General features: G+C 60.9%; 14 protein-coding genes. 10 read left to right on the top strand and 4 right to left on the bottom strand.

From position 1 onward, the window contains the following. Positions 1 to 83 precede the first annotated feature (83 nt). Positions 84 to 536: an Hsp20 family protein gene (locus ACEK02_RS05535; protein ID WP_371420798.1), complete on the bottom strand. Its 453-nt coding sequence runs from the start codon at positions 534 to 536 to the stop codon at positions 84 to 86. 238 nt (positions 537 to 774) lie between these two features. On the opposite strand from ACEK02_RS05535, the gene ACEK02_RS05530 reads away from it, so the two are divergent. The 8 genes from ACEK02_RS05530 (at position 775) to ACEK02_RS05495 (ending at position 10182) form a co-directional block, all read left to right on the top strand. Further along, positions 775 to 1101 (top strand): hypothetical protein, encoded by a 327-nt coding sequence (locus tag ACEK02_RS05530; protein ID WP_371420797.1) that lies wholly within the window; start codon positions 775 to 777, stop codon positions 1099 to 1101. A gap of 362 nt (positions 1102 to 1463) precedes the next feature. Next, positions 1464 to 1778, top strand: a complete 315-nt coding sequence (groES, locus tag ACEK02_RS05525) for a co-chaperone GroES (protein WP_371420796.1) — start codon at positions 1464 to 1466, stop codon at positions 1776 to 1778. A gap of 39 nt (positions 1779 to 1817) precedes the next feature. After that, positions 1818 to 3437: a chaperonin GroEL gene (gene groL / locus ACEK02_RS05520; RefSeq protein ID WP_371420795.1), complete on the top strand. Its 1620-nt coding sequence runs from the start codon at positions 1818 to 1820 to the stop codon at positions 3435 to 3437. Positions 3438 to 4044: 607 nt separating this feature from the next. Next, positions 4045 to 4506: an Hsp20 family protein gene (locus ACEK02_RS05515; protein ID WP_371420794.1), complete on the top strand. Its 462-nt coding sequence runs from the start codon at positions 4045 to 4047 to the stop codon at positions 4504 to 4506. Positions 4507 to 4582: 76 nt separating this feature from the next. Continuing rightward, positions 4583 to 5080, top strand: a complete 498-nt coding sequence (locus tag ACEK02_RS05510) for an Hsp20/alpha crystallin family protein (protein WP_371420793.1) — start codon at positions 4583 to 4585, stop codon at positions 5078 to 5080. A 469-nt stretch (positions 5081 to 5549) separates the two neighbouring features. After that, positions 5550 to 5798: a hypothetical protein gene (locus tag ACEK02_RS05505; protein WP_371420792.1), complete on the top strand. Its 249-nt coding sequence runs from the start codon at positions 5550 to 5552 to the stop codon at positions 5796 to 5798. 665 nt (positions 5799 to 6463) lie between these two features. Next, complete coding sequence (locus ACEK02_RS05500) at positions 6464 to 7492, top strand: ABC transporter substrate-binding protein (RefSeq protein ID WP_371420791.1); 1029 nt, start codon at positions 6464 to 6466, stop codon at positions 7490 to 7492. Continuing rightward, positions 7489 to 10182, top strand: a complete 2694-nt coding sequence (locus tag ACEK02_RS05495; protein ID WP_371420790.1) for an ATP-binding protein — start codon at positions 7489 to 7491, stop codon at positions 10180 to 10182. Before ACEK02_RS05500 ends, ACEK02_RS05495 begins: the two co-directional genes overlap by 4 nt. Here the strand turns inward: ACEK02_RS05495 and ACEK02_RS05490 are convergent. Beyond that, positions 10179 to 10919, bottom strand: a complete 741-nt coding sequence (locus ACEK02_RS05490) for a response regulator (protein WP_371420789.1) — start codon at positions 10917 to 10919, stop codon at positions 10179 to 10181. The two genes, ACEK02_RS05495 and ACEK02_RS05490, sit on opposite strands and share 4 nt — an antisense overlap. A gap of 77 nt (positions 10920 to 10996) precedes the next feature. Continuing rightward, entirely contained in the window at positions 10997 to 12706 is a 1710-nt protein-coding gene (locus ACEK02_RS05485; protein WP_371420788.1) for a ShlB/FhaC/HecB family hemolysin secretion/activation protein, read from the bottom strand. A gap of 325 nt (positions 12707 to 13031) precedes the next feature. Between ACEK02_RS05485 and ACEK02_RS05480 the strand changes: the two genes are divergently transcribed. Continuing rightward, entirely contained in the window at positions 13032 to 13748 is a 717-nt protein-coding gene (locus ACEK02_RS05480; RefSeq protein WP_371420787.1) for a hypothetical protein, read from the top strand. 67 nt (positions 13749 to 13815) lie between these two features. Next, positions 13816 to 20907: an MBG domain-containing protein gene (locus tag ACEK02_RS05475; protein ID WP_371420786.1), complete on the top strand. Its 7092-nt coding sequence runs from the start codon at positions 13816 to 13818 to the stop codon at positions 20905 to 20907. A gap of 200 nt (positions 20908 to 21107) precedes the next feature. Here the strand turns inward: ACEK02_RS05475 and ACEK02_RS05470 are convergent, their stop codons facing one another. After that, positions 21108 to 21917, bottom strand: coding sequence for a MetQ/NlpA family ABC transporter substrate-binding protein (locus tag ACEK02_RS05470; RefSeq protein ID WP_371420785.1), 810 nt, complete (start codon positions 21915 to 21917; stop codon positions 21108 to 21110). Between the last annotated feature and the right edge of the window lie 4 nt (positions 21918 to 21921).

The raw sequence follows: 21921 nt of genomic DNA, 5'->3' as shown, positions 1-21921 counted from the left end.
CAGCACGCCATTCCAGACGTCACGCCAATCCGCGACGGCTGGAGCCATCGCGGGACGATTGCATAAAGCGATCGAAAAAGGCGTTAGGCGGCCTGTGCTTCAAGTTGCTCGACGTTTGAGCGTGGAGCAGCGTTGATCGCGATCTTTCGCGGCTTCATGGCCTCGGGAATCTCGCGGATCAGATTGATTTGCAGGAGGCCGTTCTCGAAAGTCGCGCTGGTCACCTGGACGTGGTCAGCGAGGTTGAATTGCCGCTTGAACGCGCGACCGGAAATACCCTGGAAAAGGAAGTCACGCTTTTGTTCGCCTTTGCGGCCCTCGACCGTCAGAACGTTCTGCTCTGCCGTCAGGGTGATCTCGTCGGGCGAAAAACCCGCTAGAGCAAGCGAGATGAGGTATCGGTCATCCCCGACCCGTTCGATATTGTATGGGGGAAAACTGTCCTCGTTGGCGCGCCGTGCTGCATCCACGAGGTCAACCAGGCGGTCGAAGCCAATGCTTGAGCGCCAGAGCGGGGCGAAGTCATAATTCTTCATAGCCAAATCCTCCAATGAGCAAGATGGGTATGAGCAGGCGCCGGACACCCCCGGCGTCCGCCTCACGTTGGACCCGACGTTTGGCGTCCAACGGTTCTAAAATAAAAAAAAACGGCAGAAAGTTTCAAGGGGGAGTCGCAAATTTTTTGGCTCCTGCCATGGCGATGTTCTTGACCTGCCGGCCGGCCGCTCTACATCGCTCGTCGCCGTCTTAACAGAAAGGAGTAAGGAGACGACCATGAAATCGAACCAGACACTCTTCGACATTCATGCGAACTCGATTCTGGCAGCGACTTACAGTGACCCGTCAGAAGTGCTGGCCGACCCGGTGCTGACAAGCCTTGAAAAGCGCTGCGTGCTGGCGGCATGGGCGTCGGACGCATTCGCCGTCGAGAATAATCCGTGGCTGAGGCAGCTTCCCGGTTCGTCCGCTGCTATCCCGGTGGGACGCATCCTGAGTGCTTTGAGGGACCTCGACGAGGAGGATGGTCCTCCCCCGCTGAGCGGCGCACCGGCTGTGCGGCTTCCCATATTCGAAGAGCCCAAAGTGGCGGTCGGCTGTTAAGCTCGCGAAAATTCCTGGCGCTCGAGGGGCGATCAGCCTACTGCGATCGAGAACGTCTGGGCTCCTGTGGGTGCAGCGGGCTAACAGCGCTGCACTCGTTGGGTCTGGCGCAGCCAAGATTTCATGGAAAATGGCTGAGCTTCGACACTTCGCCGTCCGTTGAATGGCATAGCGCAGGGCTGGACGGCGAAGTACTTCGTTCCTTTGTGAACTCCCGCCTTCCTCTCTCCTTCCGGCAAGTGCCGGACTTCGAAATTTCGCATATCCCCTTGAACCATATTTTGGCGGCTCCTAGGTCGTCCTTGCCCCGCGCAGTCCGGCGCCGGGCTCATGATATCGCTAGACCGTAAAGGAGGATGTTTATGCATTTCCGTCCAACGCAGGACCGCGTGGTTGTGCAACGCATTGAAGCAACCGAAAAAACCGCGGGCGGCATCATCATTCCCGATACTGCGAAAGAAAAGCCGCAGGAAGGAGAGGTGATTGCCGTCGGGCCCGGCGCGCGCAACGGGCAGGGACAATTAGTACCCCTGGACGTAAAGCCTGGCGACCGTGTCCTTTTCGGGAAATGGACTGGCACGGAAGTGAAAATTGATGGCCGGGATTTGCTGATCATGAAGGAAAGTGACCTTCTAGGCGTAGTCGAAGAGACAGGCTCGCTGAAGAATGCCGCCTGAGATCTTGCAGTCATCAAAGGGAAAGGAGAATTAAGAATCATGGCTGGCAAAGACGTGAAGTTTTCGACCGAAGCCCGTGACCGCTTGCTTCGGGGTGTCGATACGCTTGCGAATGCCGTCAAAGTGACCCTTGGTCCAAAAGGCCGGAACGTGGTGATCGAAAAATCGTTCGGCGCACCCCGCATCACCAAAGACGGCGTGACCGTCGCCAAGGAGATCGAACTGGAAGACAAGTTCGAGAACATGGGCGCCCAGTTGCTGCGGGAAGTTGCCTCCAAGACCAATGACCTCGCGGGAGACGGAACCACCACGGCAACCGTGTTGGCGCAGGCCATCGTCAAGGAAGGCGCAAAATCCGTTGCAGCCGGCATGAATCCGATGGATCTCAAGCGCGGCATTGATCTTGCTGTGGAAGCGATCGTGGCCGATCTCAAATCGCATGCCAAACGCATCACCTCCAACGACGAAATCTCCCAGGTCGGTACGATTTCAGCAAATGGGGATACTGAAATCGGTCGCTTCCTGGCCGAGGCGATGCGGAAAGTGGGCAATGAGGGCGTCATCACGGTGGAGGAGGCAAAAAGCCTCAACACCGAATTGGATGTGGTCGAAGGCATGCAGTTCGACCGCGGCTACGTCTCGCCCTATTTCGTGACCAATGCCGAGAAGATGCGGGTCGAACTCGACGATCCCTACATTCTGATCCATGAGAAGAAGCTGACGGGGCTGCAAACCATGCTCCCCCTCCTCGAGTCGGTTGTCCAGTCTGGCAAGCCACTGCTGGTCATTGCCGAGGAGATCGAGGGCGAAGCGCTGGCGACGCTAGTCGTCAACAAGCTGCGGGGCGGCTTGAAGATTGCGGCGGTCAAGGCTCCCGGCTTTGGCGATCGTCGCAAAGCCATGCTGGAGGACATCGCGATCCTCACCGGCGGCACGGCGATATCGGAGGATCTCGGCATCCAGCTCGAGAAGGTTACCTTGAGTATGCTCGGCCGGGCCAAGAAGGTCGTGATCGACAAAGACAATACCACGATCGTCGATGGAGCAGGCGGCAAGAACGAAATCGACGCACGCACCACGCAGATCAAGGCACAGATCGAGGAAACCACGTCTGACTATGATCGTGAAAAGCTGCAGGAACGGCTTGCCAAACTTGCCGGCGGCGTTGCTCTCATTCGGGTTGGCGGGGCGACCGAGGTCGAAGTCAAGGAGCGCAAGGACCGTGTTGATGACGCGCTACATGCGACCCGCGCCGCGGTGGAGGAAGGGATCCTCCCGGGGGGAGGGGTGGCCCTCCTCCGCTCCCTCAAGGCGCTGGATGGCGTAACCACCTCGCACCCGGATCAAAAGGCTGGCGTCGACATCGTGCGTCGAGCCATCCAGGTACCGGCCCGACAGATCGTCCAGAACGCGGGTGGGGACGGCTCCCTGGTGGTCGGCAAGCTGCTGGAAAGCAGTGACTACAATTGGGGCTTCAATGCCGCGACCGGCCAGTACCAAGACCTGGTAGAGGCTGGCGTGATCGATCCTGCGAAGGTGGTTCGCACCGCCCTGCAGGACGCCGCTTCGGTGGCCTCGCTGCTGATTACGACGGAGGCTCTCGTGGCTGACACGCCGAAGAAGGCGAATGTTTCGGCCCTACCCAAAATGGACTTCTGAGCAACGAGGGGAGCCTGGATTCAGATCTCGGGCTCCCCTCGAAGACAAGGGATTTCAATGAAACTTCCCGCGTTAGCCAGGTCATGTCGAATTTATCAACCAGTGTCCGACCTCCATACGCAACGCGCATTTCGGGACCGATCCAGATACCAGGCGTCAGATCGTTTCTGATTGAGAGCGAACGCAAAGTGATTGAACATTGCGCCTGGCTTCTCAAGGCTAACGAGCTTGCGTCAGAAGACCGCCGCCGTTTGACCCGTTTGGTCGAACTGGTGGAAACGGAATTGCAACGTTTGGAGACCTGACTATCGAAACTTCCCGCAACACGCTTCGCAGCGTTCGGCGATCGAAGGATCCCGTAACACCCGAACGCCGAGAGTCTGCCTCCGGGCTCGAGCGCTGCGAGGAGTGGCGCCTGCGGAGGGTAGCGGCACCGTTGGCAGCCTCCCTAAAAATTTGGGGGCCTACTTGAAACCAGATCGGCCTTTTCTAATTTCTAGTTTGCCGCGAAGAGCGGTCCGGGCGCCATTTGAGGGCCCGGCGGAGACGGGCGCCTGAGGTGTCCGACGCCCGCTCGTACCCAACTTGCTCAATGGAGGATTTGGCTATGAGGACTAGCTACGATTTTGCCCCCCTTTGGCGGTCGACTATCGGCTTTGACCGTCTGTTTGATCTTGTCGACGCGGCGCAGCAGACCGGTGCGGAGGACAATTATCCGCCGTGCAATGTCGAGCGCCTGAGTGACGACCGCTATCAGATCTCGCTGGCCGTCGCAGGCTTCTCCGCGGATGAGATCGCAATCACTGCCGAACAGAGCGTCCTGACGGTCGAAGGACACAAAGCAGATAAGCAACAGCGTGACTTCCTGTACCAGGGAATTTCCTCGCGGCCGTTCAAGCGCCAGTTCAATTTGGCCGACTACGTGCAGGTCAAAGGAGCCACGTTCGACAACGGCTTGTTACAGATCGACCTGGTCCGGGAGCTACCGGAGGCCATGAAGCCGCGCCGTATTTCGATCGCAGGCTCAGCGGGCCCCAATGTCCGGCAGATCGACGGCAAAGCAGCCTGAACGCGAAACTCACGTCAACGACTCGACTTCCGCAGCTCCTTCGCGGCGGAAGTCGCTCGAAATAAGGAGAGACAAGATGGCATTCAAAGATCTCATTCCCTGGAGCGGCACTGGACGCGAGGTCGGCGTTCATCGCGGAACCGACGCGAACCCCTTCCTCACGCTGCATCGTGAGATGAACCGCATGTTCGACGACGTATTTCGCGGTTTTGATCTTGCCCCATTCGGGTCGACCCGGACGCTGAGCGCGCTGGGGTGGCCTCAGATCGACATCGACGAGACGGATAAGGAGGTGCGCATCACCGCTGAACTGCCTGGTCTCGACGAGAAGGACGTCAACCTCGAAATCGCTGACGGCGTCCTTTCTATCTCAGGCGAGAAGAAGTCGGAATCGGAAGACAAGGAGCGTCGATTCAGCGAGCGGTATTACGGCCGATTCGAGCGGCGCATACCGTTGCAGGACGTCGACGACGACAAGACCTCGGCCACATTCAAGAACGGGATACTCACTATAACGGTGCCCAAATCTGCCGAAGCAAAGGATGTCCGCCGGATCTCGATTAACAATGGCTAACAGCAACGCCGTGGTCGGGCCTGTCGAGCGCCCGACCACGGCAATTCTGAGAAACCTGCTACAGAAATGTTCATTCGTTCATCACCAAAGACAACTAGACGTCGGCCTAACCGATGGCCTCTGCTTCTTTGCATGCTCATCATGTGGCTGCCGGCGAACTTGGCCGACGCGCGCGGGAAAGGTGACATCGTCAAGTTAGTTGACGGCATGCCGATCAGAAGTGCATCTCAGCTTCGCAACTTAATCGGTCTCACACCGCTGGGTAGCCGGCTGGAGCTTCGGTTCGATCGCAATGGCATGAGTCGCAGCGCTCTCGTCGAGGTTGGGCTCGCAAATGCGCCGGCAAAGCGCACGGCAGATCAATGGTGAAAGAGCGAGGCAACATTACTGCATAGTCGGCGGAGCTCTACTTCGAGAGCTGGCAAACGCCCGGCTTGAATGAAAGTGTAGATCGATGTCAGGAAAGCCAATGCAGTGGTTAAATCAGGAAGCCGATTTATACGACGCGATTGGGCGGGCGATCGCTAATCTTCATGCAGCACTTTCAGAGGTCGATGCCGCTTGGGTCAGGATCACCGCACAGCGCCCCGAGCCGTCCGTGGCGGCTTTTGCCGCGCTCGATGCGGCTGAGCAACTTGTCGGAGTTGCCCGCGAAGATCTTGCCCGGGCGCGCGTCGCTCTCTCCGACTTCACAGAAGATAATACGGGCAGTAATTGAGGGCCTGCGAAAGATCGTTCCTTGTCCAGATGGCTAAGTATTCCTTTAGTCGGCGGCGTAAGTCTCGTTGACGATTCAGGTAACTTGCCTCTCGTGAGGTTCGCCCGACGGGCATCGTACAGCGCACCGGGGACGAGCCCACCGTCAGATCCCATGCGCCTAGCTATGCGGTTTTGTACGAATCCGGTCGCCTCTTGCTTCCGTTGGATGGCCTGCAAGCGTTCCGCAGCCGCTTGAGCAGCAGTTGGCGCTATAGGTTCTGATATAGGTTTATACCCCAAGGTTTGCGGCATGTCGTCGGGCCCAGTGCGGCATGGTTAGCGTTCTCGATGCGGCATAGTGATGTCGGCCGCGGGGCGCCTCACCTGGCTCGCGGAAAAGGCTGAGCATTCCCTTGCCTCTAAAGAGAATGAAGCCGAGCGGATATTGCAGGCCATTATAGCCAGTTTTGGTGGCAAGGCAGGCCCGGGCCGGAACGATCCGCGAACCTGTTGATAGACGGAGATAGGGGGCGAGTCGCCCTGCCAAGAGTTCGGCGGCGAGCGAACCCGACCTGCTTTGATCGCTCTCGCTCAGATCGTCCATTTCGGATATTTGAGAAAGGCGAGTAGTGGGACGTCCGCTCCCGCGGTACAACGTCTCGCGGTTGTGCTGGGAAATTCCTCATGCGAAAGACTATGGCGCTCGATCGACGAAGTGTTCTGGCGTTTGCTGCGATCCTATCCCTGCCGCGCCTGGCCGTCGCGCAGGTGGCGCCCGAGCGGCGGCGCGTCTCATTCCTGCTGAGCACCGCCCATGACGAGCCTATGACCGTTGCACGGCTGGCAGCGATGAAGGCCCGACTCGCCGAGCTTGGATGGGTCGATGGGCGTATGATCGAGTATGAAGCGCTGTCGTGTCTGAACGATCCGGTCCAACGCAAGGCGATGGCCCAGCAGATCGTGGCACGGACGCCGGATCTGATCGTCACGGCTGGCGTGCTCGACGCCCAAGCTATTCTGAGCGAGACCCAGAGCATTCCGCTCGTTTTCTCAACGGCCGCGGATCCGGTCAGCAGCGGATTTGTGCAGAGCCTGGTGCGCCCTGGGGGCAATGCCACCGGCTTCATGACTAGCCATCCATCGATGGGCAGCAAATGGCTGGAGATCCTTTTGGAGCTTGCGCCTCGCGTCAAGCGCGTCGGAGTGATTTTCAATCCGCTTTCTGCGCCACGCAATGGCGACTACTATCTCGATCCGTTGAGGGAGATGGCGTCATCTTTCGGCGTTGACATTATCCCGCTTCCGGTTTCGGAACCGGACAACATATCCGCACAGATTGCCCGGCTCGGCGGTGCACCGGCCGGCGGACTTGTCGTGACGCCCGATGCGTTCACCGTCCTCAACCGCAAGGCGATCGTATCCGCTGTAGCGGCGAATGCGGTCCCGGCGGTCTATTCCTATCACTTCTTCATGACCGAAGGTGGCCTGGTCTCCTACGGCTTCAAGTATGAATCGGCGGCGTCGGAGCGCTCGGAGCTGGTGGAGGCGATGGTCGAATATATGGACCTGATCTTGCGCGGCGCCAAGCCCGCGGAGTTGCCGGTGCGATCGCCGCGCACCTATCAGCTGATCATCAATCTCAAGACCGCGAAGTCACTGAACCTGACTGTGCCGCCGGTGCTGCTGGCCCGCGCGGACAAGATCATCGAATGAGCGCGATCGGCGCCGATCGCGATGCACGACCGCCGGTACGCGGCGGTCTGTTCCGCAAGTATCTCGTTTCCTTTCTGGTAGTCGTTTCGGCAGCGCTGATCGCCAACAACGTGGTCGATGCGATATTCTCCTATCGCGAGCAGCAACGCCTGCTGATCGCCGTGCAACGCGAGCAGGCCGGTGCCGCGGCGGACAAGATCAATCAATTTCTCAAGGAGATCGAGCGGCAGCTCGTCTGGTTGTCCCAGCTCTCGCTACAGATGCTTCCGCCAGAAGAGATGCGCGTTACCGGCATTCGTCTGCTACGCCTGACGCCGGCGATCTCCGAAATCGCCCAACTCGATCCGCAAGGTCGCGAGCAACTACGGGTGTCGCGCTATGTACGTGACACGGTGCGTAGCAATACGGATCTTTCGCAGTCACCCGCATTCGTCGATGCGAGGGCACGCGGTGTCTACTATGGGCCGATCTTCTTCTTCCGCGAGACCGAGCCCTATATCACCGTTGCCGTGAGCGGCGCGGATGGCGGCGTGACTATCGCCGATGTTAATCTCCGCTTCATGTGGGATCTCGTCTCGCAGATCAAAGTCGGGAACGCGGGGAATGCCTTCGTCGTCGATACAAGGGGGCGTTTGATAGCCCATCCCGATCTCCGCCTTGTGCTGAAGAACACCGATCTGTCGGGGCTTCCGCAGGTTGCGTCCGCGCTCGCGGGCAGCGCCGACAGTGATGCGGGTTCCGTCGTCACCGATCTCGCGGGGAAACGCGTTCTGTCCGTTCACACATCCATCGCGCCGATCGGCTGGAAGGTGTTCGTCGAACTGCCAACGCACGAAGCCTATGCGTCGCTTTACGCGTCGATGCTCAATTCGGCCCTGCTGCTGCTTGTCTCGCTGTTCTGCGCGTTTCTCGCGGCGCTGTTGCTCAGCCGCCGTATGGCCGATCCCATTCGTGCGCTGACGGAAGGCGCTGAACGCATCGGAAGTGGTGATCTCGATCAGAGACTTGTCATTCGGACGGGTGACGAGCTGCAGACCTTGGGCGAGCAGTTCAACCGTATGGCAGAGCGGTTGCGGGAGTCATATCTGACCCTTGAAGGACGGGTTGCGGCGCGGACGACCGAACTCGCGCAGGCGCGCGATCAAGCGATCGAGGAACGGGCAGAAGCGCATCACGCGCGACAGGCGGCCGAACTGGCCAATGAAACCAAGTCGCGCTTCCTTGCGGTGGTCAGCCATGAACTGCGGACGCCACTCAACGGCGTGATGGGCGTGCTGCAACTGCTCGATAACAGCCACCTGGACGGGCGCCAGATTCGCTTGCTCACGGCAGCCAAGGTCTCGGGCGATACCCTGCTCGCACTGATCGAATCGATTCTCGACTATGCCCGCCTCGAAGCGGGCGCCGACAAGCTCGAATTACGCAATTTTCGCCTGGACCAACTGATCGAAGCAGATCTGGATCTGTTGAGGCAGGAGGCCGAGGCGAAGGGATTGACGCTGGGCCTGTCGATGCGGGGCGATGTGGCCGCGGATGTCGCCGGTGACCCGATCAAGCTCAGTCGGCTGGTGCTCAACTTGCTCGGCAATGCCGTCAAATTCACCGCGCTGGGCGGTATCCAGGTCGATCTCGTATTCGATACGCCGGATGCCCCCGGCATGCTCCATCTGTCGGTCACGGATACGGGTATCGGAATCGCGCCAGACATTCAGGAGCGCATCTTCGAAGACTTCGTGCAGGCCGATAGCGATATCGAGCGTCGGTTCGGCGGCACGGGGCTTGGTCTTGCCATTTCCCGCCGGCTGGCGCGGCTGATGGCCGGTGATCTCTCGGTCCGCAGCGAACTCGGCAAGGGAAGCACGTTTACCCTGTCCATTCCCCTCGATCGGGCGCAACCGGTGCCGGCCGTTGTCGAGGTGAGACCTCCGGTAACGAAGCTGTCCGTGCTGCTCGTCGATGACGATCCGGTCAATCGCGACGTGGGGCATGCCCTCCTTGTTCGTCTCGGTCACGAACCTGTCGTGGCATCGAGTGGAGCCGTGGCCCTGGAGCTCGTTCGCTCGGGCGCCTTCGACGTCGTACTCATGGATGTGCATATGCCGGAGATGGACGGCATTGCCACGGCCAGGCTCATCCGCAGGCTGCAGCTCGATCAATCGCCACGGATTATCGCACTGACAGCCGACTTGTCGGATCGGACACAGGGACGGCTCACGGCCAGTGGCATCCACGCGCGCGTCAGCAAGCCGATCACGCTACAGGCGCTGCAATCAGCCTTGCAGGCGAGTGTCGACGATCAGCCAGGCACCCCGGTCGGGGCGTCCGAGCTCACCGCTGGTTCTCTCATCGATGACGACTTCTTCAACGATCAGGAAGAATTGTTAGGGGTGCCGCGGTTGCGTGGTCTGCGCACGATCTTCCTTGACACCTGCCTTCCGCTGACGCGGAGCATGGTAGAAGCGGCCAGGACGGGCGATCGGCATCACATGCAACGCCTGGCGCATCGGATCGGCAGTGCGGCCAGTGCGCTCGGTCTCGAGCGCCTGTTCTCCCAATGCAACGGGATCGAGGCCGATGCGGCGCGATTGCCGGTGGATGCGCTCGAAAGTGCTGCCGTGCAGTTGGAGGCAACCTGCCATGAATCCATCGCTGCACTCAATGAACGGTTACGAGAGTCCGAACGAGCTTAGCGCTTTGATTCGATCGTGAGTTTGTAGCCTATGCCCGTCACGGTCGTGATCAGGGGCTGGTTGCTGCCGCTGGCGAGTTTGCGTCTGAGCCTGGCAACGAGGGCGTCGACAGTACGTATATCGACATCGGTCTGCCGATTGCTGACGACTTCGATCAGATACTCCCGGCTGAGCGGCCTGCCATCGGCACCGACCAGCGCTGCGAGCAGGTCGAATTCGGCGCGTGTGAGATGCACCAGCTCGCCGCCGAGTGTGGCCAGTTCGCGTCGCACGAGATCGATGATCCAGCGCCCGAATACGATCGTAGTGCCGGCGATCACGGCATCACGCTCGATCGCGCGTCGCCTGAGGACCGAGCGCGCGCGTGCGAGCAGGTCGCGCAGGTTAATCGGCTTCGTGACGTAGTGATCGCCGGCCAATTCAAGGCCAAGGATCCGATCAACTTCGGTATCGCGGCGCGTGACAAATATGATGCCGGCCTGGCTCACGCTCTGGATTTCCCTCGCGAGTTCGAACCCGTCGCCGTCCGGAAGCTGAACGTCGATGAAAACGAGCTCTGCACCGTTCTTCCTGATCTTCTGACGGCACTCAGCGCAATTTGCCGCTTCGGCGACGTCAAAATTGTGATCGGTGAAGTAACCGGCCAGCATGGCCCGCGTCACGGGGTCGTCCTCGACGATCAGGAGCCTGTCGCGGCGCTGCGAATCTCGGTTAAATGAAGGGGCTGGCGCCGACATCTTGTGCTCCTGCCGTATCAATGGAATGGCATCTGACTGAAAGCAAGTGACCTGTTCGTTGTCGCCATTGCTGAAGTCTAGTAGCGGATCGAGCCGCCGGCGAACACCATCCAGCCGTCGAGGCTGGAAGCGCTGGCGCGTCGTTCGCTCAGCTCCACGAAGCCGGACAGCGACGGGGCGTCGGGTGCCTGCGGCGCGAGCTGAAAGCGCATGCCGCCGCCATAGTTGTTCGCGCGGATGACCGGGATCTCCAGGACGGTCGGCATTTCGTAGCGGCGCTCGCCGGTCGCTGCGAAGACGTAAGGCACGATTGCATGCGGTTCGGCGATGAACGGGAGCTGGGTGCTCCAGCCGAACTCTCCGCGTCCCACCCAGCCTGTATCGCCGGCGAGCGTGCCGGCGGCGAAGCCGGACAGCATATTGGCGCCAATGATCGGAAATTGCTCGGATGTGAGCATCGGGCGACCGAACGATGTCTGTCCGGCAAGCCCAGCCGAAAGAAACAGGTTCTCGGGAAGCGTTTGCATGACGTCGATGCGACCGTCGAGCTTGCTGAATTCCGCGTCCGCGCCTTGCCGCGAGAGCGTGAGCAACGGCGTCGCATCGGCCATGGATCGGGCTCCAAGCGCATTGATGCCGTGAGAATAGGTCGCCGTGTAGCTGAGGGTGGTTCCGCTTTCGCGTAGTCGCAGGATGCCGTCGAGGCCGACGCGTGGCACGCGTGTACGGTCAAGCGATAGCGGCGTGGCCGGTGTCGTAATCAGCGTGCTGACCTGTTCTTCCGTGAGATCGAAGCGCGCATTGAAGCTCAGTTCGGTATCGCGGCGTTTGACGACATCGTAGGCGAGCTTCGCGCGCCCTTGCCGGAAAACACCCTGTGAAGCGAATATCGCATCGACCCGCGGGGTCGTGCGACCATCGGTGACACCGAGTTCGAACCGCCAGCCGTCGATACCGAGTGGGACGGCGAGGTTTGCACCGAGATAGCGACGTGTCGGATAGGGCGTCACGAAATCATTGTCGGGCAGGCCAGCGATGGAGACCGAGAGTTGTTCGCCAAATCCCGTCAGGTTGTTGAGCGAGAAATACGTCGCCGCCTGCCATTCGCCAAAGGATTTGGGCATGCCGTTGTCGAGATAGAGGCTCGCCGAGACGGGCCTGTACCGGCCGCTGAGCACCAGGACAGAGCCGCCGATGGCCGAGCCGGCAGCAAAAGTGGCATTGAGAACGAGACCCGGTGTATCGCCCGCAATCAGCAGCTGCCGTTCGAGTTCGTTCTGCGTGAGGCGCCGCTTGTTGAGCAACGGCGCCAGCACGGCTGCAACGCGAGCGGCCGATGTTCCGGACAGCGTGCTGGTGTCAAATTTCTCGATGTAGCCGTCAATGACGCGCAGCTTTACACGTGCGCGCCGGTCAAGTTCCTGGGGCAGGATGACGATGCGCACGAGCGGGTAGCCGGCGCGCACATAGGCTTGCTGCAGCTTGTCGGCAAGGCCGAACAGATCTGCGACCGTGACGGACTTTCCCAGCAGCGCTGCCGCGGCTTCTTTCCTCGCGATGGCGATCTCGTCAAATTCGCCTTCGATGTCGATTCCGGTCAGGATAAATGTCAGCTTTTTAGCGGCATCCGGCACGGCTGAGCCGGCGGCGATTTGCGGCAAGGTGATGCGCGTCGATGCGGGCGGCGTGGCAATGGTCGGTGGTTGTACGAGGCTTGGTGCGGGCGCGGGGGACTGAGCGAGCGCGCCGCTGCATGACGATCCCAGGGCGATTGCGATCAACGCCAAGGATTTCTTTGTCGAACGAATAGACATCAAGGCAGCCCCAGAACTTCCCACGTGCAGTGCGCATGCATCCGTGGGGCATGCGCAATCCGACGACTGGCGTCGTCAGGCAGCGGTGACGCGGCGCATATATGCATGGATAGTTTTGGCGTGCATCAACCATAACGGTCGTTGATGGGCGATGTGAACGTGCGTTCACAAGGTGTTCGAAACTGATTGCATCCAGCCCCTAATAAGACGCTGTTACCATGGGCATCGGCTGCGTGCGCGCAGCCCGGGGCGGTTCTGCGCATCAACCGATGCAACTGATCGCTTAGGAGTTGGGCAGGTGAGAGATCATTTCGGCACTTCCATTCGTCGTGCTTCCATGTCGCATGCGTTCAAGCGCGCGATGGCGCGGCTGCTCCTCGTCGCGGCGATTGTCGCGGGCGTGGCCGATGTCTTGCCGGCCCGGGCGCAGCATGAGGCGCCGAAGTATGAGGTCACCGGATTCCGCGACGCCCGCTTCGGCATGACTGAGGCGGAGGTGCGGGCCATCGTGACGAAGGCATTCAATCTCAAGCCGGCCGATATCACGAGCGGCGTGAACAGCGTCGAAGGTACGAATGTCATTACCGTCAATCTGCCGTCGCTCGATCCCGGCCCGGGCGCCGCGCGGGTTGCCTACATCTTTGGCAACAAGTCGAAGAAATTGATCCAGGTGAATGTCATCTGGGGCGAGGTGGCGTCTACGCCGGCGATCGATCCCAATGCGATGATCGCGGCGGGATCGCGGATCGAGCGATACTTCGCGGGATTCGCCTGGAAGAAGGACACCCTGCGTTCGGGCATCCCTGTTGGCGAGAACACCATCGTGCTGTTCGCCGGCGAGGACGAGAAGAAGGGGGCGGTCCGGCTGATTGCGGATGGTGTCAAGTATCAGATGCAGCGCGAGGGCAACCAGACTACGTCGCCGGATCCGAAGGGGCCGCCAAAGCTGATCATCAACTACATCGCCGAGCGTGACGATCCCGACATTGCGCGGATCGAGCGCGGCAAATTCTAGAGCGGACCGACGAGATAATTTCGGGAACGTCGGTCAACGGCGCCCGTGCAGGTGACAGGAACTGGGCATGGCACAGACATACAAGGTGACGCCGATCCGAGGCAGTATGAAGGCGGCCTTTGCACCGCTGGTGTTCGGCTGCGTAGTGTTCAGTGGCAGCGTTGCGCTGGCGCAGACGCTGCCGGGCGGTGGCACCGTAACTCACGGCGCTGCGAGTATCGCCGCGCCGTCGGCCGGGACGCTGAACGTCAACCAATCCTCGAACAGCGCCATCATCAACTGGAATTCGTTCTCGATCGGCGCCGGCGGCACCGTCAACTTCAACCAGCCAAGCGCGGCGGCGGCCACCCTCAACCGCGTTACGGGTAACACGCCTTCCAGTATCGCCGGCACGATCAACGCGCCCGGCACCGTGCTGCTGGTCAATCCGAACGGTGTCGCGATCACCAATACGGGTGTCGTCAATACGGGCTCTTTCGCAGCCTCTACCCTCGACATCAGGAACGAGGACTTCCTGTCGGGCAAGTACAAGTTCACCGGCAACGGCTCCTCGGCCGTGGTCACCAATGCCGGCCGCATCAACGTGTCCGACGGCGGCTTCGCGGCGTTGCTCGGGGGCCGCGTCGCCAACGACGGCATCATTTCGGCGCGGCTCGGCAGGGTCGGCCTCGGCTCCGGCGAGATGATCACGCTCGATCTCTCCGGCGACGGCTTCCTGTCGGTCGCCGTGCCTTCCAATCAGCTCGGCAATCTCGTCGATGGCACCGGTAAGGCGCTGGTGGCCAATAGCGGGAAGATCCGTGCCGATGGCGGGCAGGTGTTCCTCAGCGCCGCCACGGCGAACAATATCCTGCGCGACGCGGTCAATGTGCCCGGTACGATTCGTGCCAATTCCATCGGCACCCGTGCCGGGCGCATCGTGCTCGGTGGCGGCGAGGGTGGGCGCGTCAACGTGTCCGGGCGCGTCACGGCGACCGGCAAGTCACGCAATCAGGTTGCCGCCAGGAAAGGCGGCCAGATCGACATCAGCGGCGCCGAGATCGCGCTGGCCGGTGCGCGCATCGATGCGTCGGGCGCGGCTGGCGGCGGCAGCGTCCGCATCGGCGGCGATGCCTATGGTCGCGGCGACTTCCAGCATGCCGTCAAGGTCACAGCGGATTCGGCCACGGTGATCCGCGCCGATGCGCTGGACAGCGGCAAGGGCGGCAAGATCGTGCTGTGGTCGGACGGTCTCACCAGCGTGCGCGGTACGCTGTCGGCACGCGGCGGCGTCAATGGCGGCGACGGCGGCTTTATCGAGACGTCGGGCAAGCAGCTTGATTTCGCCGGCATTCGCGTCGATGCGTCAGCGCCGAAGGGGCACACCGGCGACTGGCTGCTCGATCCAGTTACGCTGACCATCGATTCCGCAGCGGCGGCGACTATCGGCGCCAATCTCGGCTCGGCCAATGTCACGCTGATTACCACGGCGTCCTCAGCCAGCGGGCCGGGCAACCAGTCGCAGGGCGCCGGCGATATCATCATCAATGCGCCGATCTCCTGGACTTCAGCCAATACGCTGTATCTCAACGCCTATCGCGACATCCAGATCAACGGCACCATTTCCGGCAGCAATGGCGGGACGCTATGGCTGACGGCGCCCGGTAATATCACGCAGACCGCGCCGATCCTGGTGACCAATCTGGTCCTGCCGCTGAACTTCTCGTCAGTGTCGCTGACCAGCACTGGCAATCGGGTCGCCAACATGTGGACCGACTATTCGAGCGTCGATCCGGATCGCGACGACAACGTCATCAATCCCGGCGCGCTGGCCTTCACGAATAGCGGCAATCTGGCGGTCGGCCGGGTCGACGGACGCGATATGTCACTGATCGTCGGCGGCTCGCTCTCGAACCAGAGCGGGATTTCCGCCAGGGGATCACTATCCATCGTCACCTCGGGCGACATTTCCGGCCCGGGACACCTGAGCGGCGGAAACCTGTCGGTGGTTTCGGGCGGGTCGATCACGGCGGGCGGATTGGGCTCGTATGGCGCGGCCAGTCTCCGCGCAGCCGGCAACATCCAGATCAACGGACATATCTATGACCTCGGGAGCCCGCTTTCGTCGGTGACGCTCCGCTCCGACAACGGCCTCGTCAATTTCTCGGCCAGCGCTCGCGTGAATACCAACACCGCCGTGGAGATCCTGTACAATCCCTATGCGGCGACTGGCAGCTACGCCAACATGATCGACTACTCCAGCGTGACGCAGAGCGGCTACGGCGCGACCGTCAGGGCCTATATGCTGGTCAACGACGTCAACCAGCTCAAGGCTATCGAAACCAACCTCGGCGGCACTTACGCCCTCGGCCGCGACATCGATGCCAGCGCGACCTCGACCTGGACCTGCCTGAGCAGCATCTGCCGCGGCTTCGATCCCATCGGCACCAATGTCAATAATTCGAACCAGGCCTTCACCGGCACGTTGGACGGCCGCGGCTACGCGATCGTGAACATGTATCAGCGCCGCGGCGAAGGGCAGGTCGGCGGCGGCGATGTCGGCGTGTTCTACCTGAATAGCGGCACGATCCGGAATGTCGGCATCATCGGCGGCTCGTTCAGCGGCAATGGCAGCTATGTCGGTTCGATTGCCGCGCAGAACAATGGCACGCTCACCAATGTCTATTCGACGGCGAGCGTCACCAATATCGCCAGTTCGCTGGGCGCGGGTGGTCTGGTTGCCCGCAACAACGGCACCATCAATGGTGGCTCCTATTCGACCGGTGCTGTCCGTGGCTATGTGGCCGGCGGCATCGCCGGCTACAATTACGGGGCCATCCAGGATTCCTGGACGTCGGGCTCGGTGACCGGCGGCACGGTCGGCGGAATCGCCGGTGTGAACGGCGAGCATGCCACGGTCCGCTGGACCTATTCGCTCGCCAGCGTGAGCGGCACGAGCTGGACCGGCGGTCTGATCGGCGAGAACCAGTGGAGCGTCACCGGCTGGGGGGCGGTCGAGGATTCCTATGCGGCGGGCGCTCTGTCGGGCACCGGCGTCGGCGGCATCGTCGGCAAGAATGATTTCCGCGATTACGACACGATGGAGAGCTTCAACTCGCAGACCGGCATGTCGGCGCGCGTCTGGCACGTCTATTGGGATCAGACCGTGAGCGGCACCGGCCGCGCCTTCGGCCGATCCTATAATGACATGCCGGGCGGCTGGTCATCGGAACAGGTTCAGTTCATCGCGCCGCTGAACACGAATTCAGGCAACAGTCCGTATGCGATGAGTTCGTATAACTTCTTCAACGATCCCAATCCCGGCAATCAATGGACTATCGGGAATTTCCACGATCACTGGTACATGGTGGATGGCTATACGCGGCCGTTCCTGAAGGCCGAATATTCGACCAACATCCAGAACCTGCACCAGCTTCAACTGGTGAATATGAACGGGGCGGCCAATTACAAACTCGCGCGTGACATCAACGCTGCGCCCGAACTCGCGACAGGGATGTGGAAGAACAACGTCTTCTCGCCGATTTCGCCGGTCGACTACAGCGGACAACTCGTCAAGATATTCACGCGCTATCAGATCGGCAACCCGAACACGCCGATGACTGAATTCAAGCAGTACAACGGCAACGTTCTTGAATACTACCGGACCTACTACGATCTCTTCAATTCTGATTACTCGCAGGCCAATCAATACATCATCAACGAATCCACACCTCGGATATTTACGGGGACGCTTGATGGTCAGGGCAATGAGATTCGCAATCTCGTCGTGAATGCCGCCGACGGCAATCATGCCGGCGTGTTCGCCTATCTCGGGGTGGGCAGCACGGTGAAGAATCTCGGCATCGTCGATGGCAGCTTTACCGCCAATTGGGGATCGGCTGGCTCGATCGCGGGCGTGAGCGATGGCACGATCTTCCGCTCCTGGGCGTCGCGTAGCAACGATTCGACGTCGGTTTATTCCAACTGGGCCGCCGGAGGCCTTGTCGGCTACAATCGCGGCACGATCGAGGAGTCCTACAGCACGGTAGCAGTCGAGGCGGTCGGTCAGCAGTCCGATTATGTCACCTTCGTCGGTCAGGCGGGCGGCCTCGCGGGTGTCAACGTGAACGAAAACGGCGGTTCGGGACGGATCGTTAATTCCTATGCGACGGGCATGGTGCGCGGCAACGGCACGATCGGCGGTCTCGTCGGCACCAATGCGACCAATGATGGTGTTGGAACCATCGTCAACTCCTATACGACCGGGCGGCTCGACCGGGCCTGGAACTATGGGATTCACTTTGTCGGTTCGGTTGTCGGGCGCAACGTCAGCGACAACGGGCGGACAGGTACGGTCACGAATTCCTACTACGATTCCAGCGTCTCGGATCCGTCCTGGCTCAACCCCAACCGCGGCCAAACTTTCGTCGGCACTGGCCTGACCACCGCGCAGATGCAGGACCTCAACACGTTCCGCACCGTCTATGCCGGTTGGGACTATCGCAACGTCTGGATTCCGTCGAACAACGCGGGTCAGTCGGATGGCGTCGCGCGCTATCCGGAATTCTACTGGGCCAATCATGTCGCCGTCGTCGAGACGTCGAATGCCACGCGCATGTATGGCGACGCCAACACGACGCTGGCGGCGATGATCTATGGCCTCAAGATTTATGATACGCCGAATGCGATTCCGATCACCTTGAGCTCGGCCGCCAACCAGTCGTCCGGCGTCGGCACCTATGCCGTATCGGCCGGCTTGACCGTATTGCCGCCCCGGGCCGTTGGCGGCGGCACGCCCGGCGTTGGCGGCAACGGCCCACAGTATCTCGGTATGCGCATCAACGGCGGATCTGACATTATATGGGACCGCAATTCGAGCGCACAGCAGATCGCGGACCGGATCAATCAGTTCACCTATCAGAATGGTGTGACCGCGACGGTCAATGGAAACGGCGCCATCGTTCTCACCGGCACCGGCACGTTCTCGCTGGTTCCGATGGGCGTGACGATTGGCGATGGCGTAGCCTGGCTGCATCTGACGCCTTATGTGCAGATCACATCGACCCAGCTTCAGCCCGTCAGCACCGACGGGGCGCGCTACCGCATTGTCAACCTGCCGAGCGGGCAGTTGACGGTCACCCAACGCGCGATCACGGTGTCCGCCGATGCCGGCCAAGGCAAGGTCTATGGTGATACAGGTTCATCGCTCACCTGGCAGGTGACCGGCGGATCGCTGGTGAACGGCGATAGTCTGACTGGCGCGCTCGGCCGAACCGCGGGCGAGAATGCCGGCAACTATGCCATCAATCAGGGATCGCTCAGCGCGTCCTCGAACTATCGGGTAAGTTTCGTCGGGACCGACTATAGCATCGCCAAGCGCACCGTCACGCTGTCGCTCACCGGCACTGTCGAGAAGCAGTATGACGGCACCAACACCGCGGCGCTCGGCACCGACAATTTCGCGCTGAGCAATGTGGTTGCAGGCGATTCCAGCCTGCTGTCGGTCGCGAACCTGCCGACCTCGGGTAGCTATGACAATGCCAATGCCGGAAGCGGCAAGACCGTCACCTTCAATCTCGGTTCCGGCGGCCTCACCGGCAGCGCGGCCGGAAATTACACGCTGGTCGTCAACAACAGCGGCAATATCGGGAATGTCACCAAGGCGGCGCTGACGATTACGGCGAACGACCAGTCCAAGACCTATGGCGATGCGCTCGCCCTCGGTAGCACCGGCTACACCGTCGGCGGCACGCTCTATGGCACCGACCGCGTGACCGGTGTGACGCTGGTGAGCCTCGGCGCGGACGCACTGGCGAATGTGACCGGCGCGCCCTACGGGATCACGGCCAGCAATGCGCTCGGCAATGGCCTCGGCAATTACACCATCAGCTATGTCGGCGGTTCGCTGTCTGTCGCCGCAGCGGACATCATCGTGTCGGCGAACGGTGGCAGCTCGGTCTATGGCCAGTCGCCGTCCAATCCGGGCTTCACGGCGCAGGGCCTCAAGAATGGTCAGGATGTCGATGTCCTGACCGGCCTGAGCAACTCGTTCGGCATCCTGCCGACAACGGGTGTGGCTGGCAGTCCGTATACGCTCAGCGTAGCGGGAACACTGACCAACGCGAATTATCGCGTGACGGCGCGCAACGATGCGAGCTGGACCGTCACGCCGGCGTCTATCGTGGTCTCGGCCAATGGCGGCACATCGGTCTATGGCAGCTCGCCGCTCAATCCAGGCCTGTCGGCCACCGGCTTGCAGAATAACGAGGGCGTGAACGTTCTTGCGGGCCTTCGCAATTCGTTTGGCATTACCGCGATCAGCGGCGTCGCTGGCGGCCCGTATGCATTGAATGTTCTGGGTACGCTGACGAACCCGAACTACTACATCTCGTCGTTCAATCCCGGGAGTTGGACCGTCACTCCCGCTTCGGTCGTCGTCACCGCCCTTGGCGGCACCTCGATCTATGGCAGTTCGCCGCTCAATCCGGGATTGTCCGCCTCGGGGTTGCAGAACGGTGAGGGAGTCGATGTTCTGACCGGGCTCGTCAATTCGTTCGGGATTACCGGCCGGACCGGCCTTGCGGGCAACCCCTATCTGCTCGATGTAGCCGGAACGTTGACCAATCCGAACTACGCGATCTCGGCCCGTAACAGTGGCGCCTGGATCGTGACGGCCGCGCCGCTGACAGTGACCGCAGATCCCCAGAGCAAGATGTTCGCGGAGCTCGATCCGGCGCTGACCTATCGTCTTACCGGCGGCACGCTGTTCAACGGTGACCGCTTCTCGGGCTCGCTGGAGCGCGCGCTGGGTGACGTAGTGGGCGACTATGCCATTCGGCTAGGTTCGCTCGGCGTTTCGCCTAACTATGCGCTGAGCTATGTCGGGGCGGTTTTCACGATCAAGTCGTTCAACGTCTCGCTCGCGCCGACCCCCGGTCAGATCGCGGTAGCTAATCCGGCCGCGCCAACGGCCAATACGATGTCGCCGTCGCCTGTCGGAGGCGTGAAGTCCTCCTTCGATAACCTCTTCCAGGCGCCGCCGAGCTCGCCGGCTCCAACCGGAATCGTCGCCGGCAATGCTGGCGGGAGAACCAACACCAACGGATCGTCCAACGATGACGTGACGAACTCCATTGGTGGTGAGCGACGCGACGACAGAAAGCGGGGGAATGGCCGGTGAGCCGACGCTCGCCGGCAGCTCCGCGTCCTCTGAACCGTTCTCAGATCAACGGATAGTTGTGATGAGAGACGTCCACTGAAAGAAAGGATAGCTCCCAGCGCCGCACCGCGGGCACTGCTGCTGTCGCGACAGGCACGGCCCGTGGTCGGGCCACGCCACATCGCGTCAGGTAGCATAGGCGAGCTGCCCTCCTGTCGGGATTACCAGGCGGCGAGGATCGAGCCGTTGAACTTGGTGCGGATGAAATCCTTCACCGGCTGCGAACGATAGATCGAGATGAATTTTTTGATCTGCGGATCGTCCTTGCGATCGTCACGTGCGGCGAAGACGAGGGTATAATATGGCTTGGCTTCGACGACGCTGGTCTCGGCCGCAAGCGCCTTGTTGAGGTCCAGGCCAGCGAGATAGGCGTAGTTGGATGACACAAAAGCGGCTGCGACGTCGTCGAGAGACCGCGGCAGCTGGGCCGCGTCGATCTCGACGATCTGCAGTTTCTTCGGATTTTCAGTCACATCGAGAATGCTCGCCGAGAGGCCGGCATCGGTCTTCAACTTGAGCAGTCCAGCGGTCTGAAACAGCAACAATGCGCGCGCAGCATTGGTCGGATCGTTGGGGATGGCGATCTTGGCCCCGTCGGGAATGTCGGAGGCCTTGGTGTATTTCTTGGAGAAGACGCCGGCCGGCACCAGGATCGATTCATCGAGGGCGGAGAGCTTGTAACCGCGCGCTTTCGATTGATTGGCGAGATAGAAGCGGTGCTGGAAGTTGTTGAGGTCGATGTCGCCTGCCTGCAGCGCTGCATTGGGCTGGTTCCAGTCGCTGAACTCGATGATCTCCGCCTTCAGTCCCTCTTTCTCCGAAAGCCGCGCGGCCTCGCGAAGAATGTCGCCATAAGGCCCTGCGGAAACGCCGACCTTGAGCGGCTTGTCAGCAGCGTTGGCCTGCAGGGCGGGTAACGACAGTGCAAGCGCTGAAAGGGAGAGAATGAAAAATCGAGAAGCAGCTTTCATGATG

The organism is Tardiphaga sp., from assembly GCF_041424195.1.
Classification (GTDB): domain Bacteria; phylum Pseudomonadota; class Alphaproteobacteria; order Rhizobiales; family Xanthobacteraceae; genus Tardiphaga.
The sequence above is the reverse complement of the archived record's forward strand: the minus strand, read 5'-3'. Positions and strand labels throughout refer to the sequence as shown.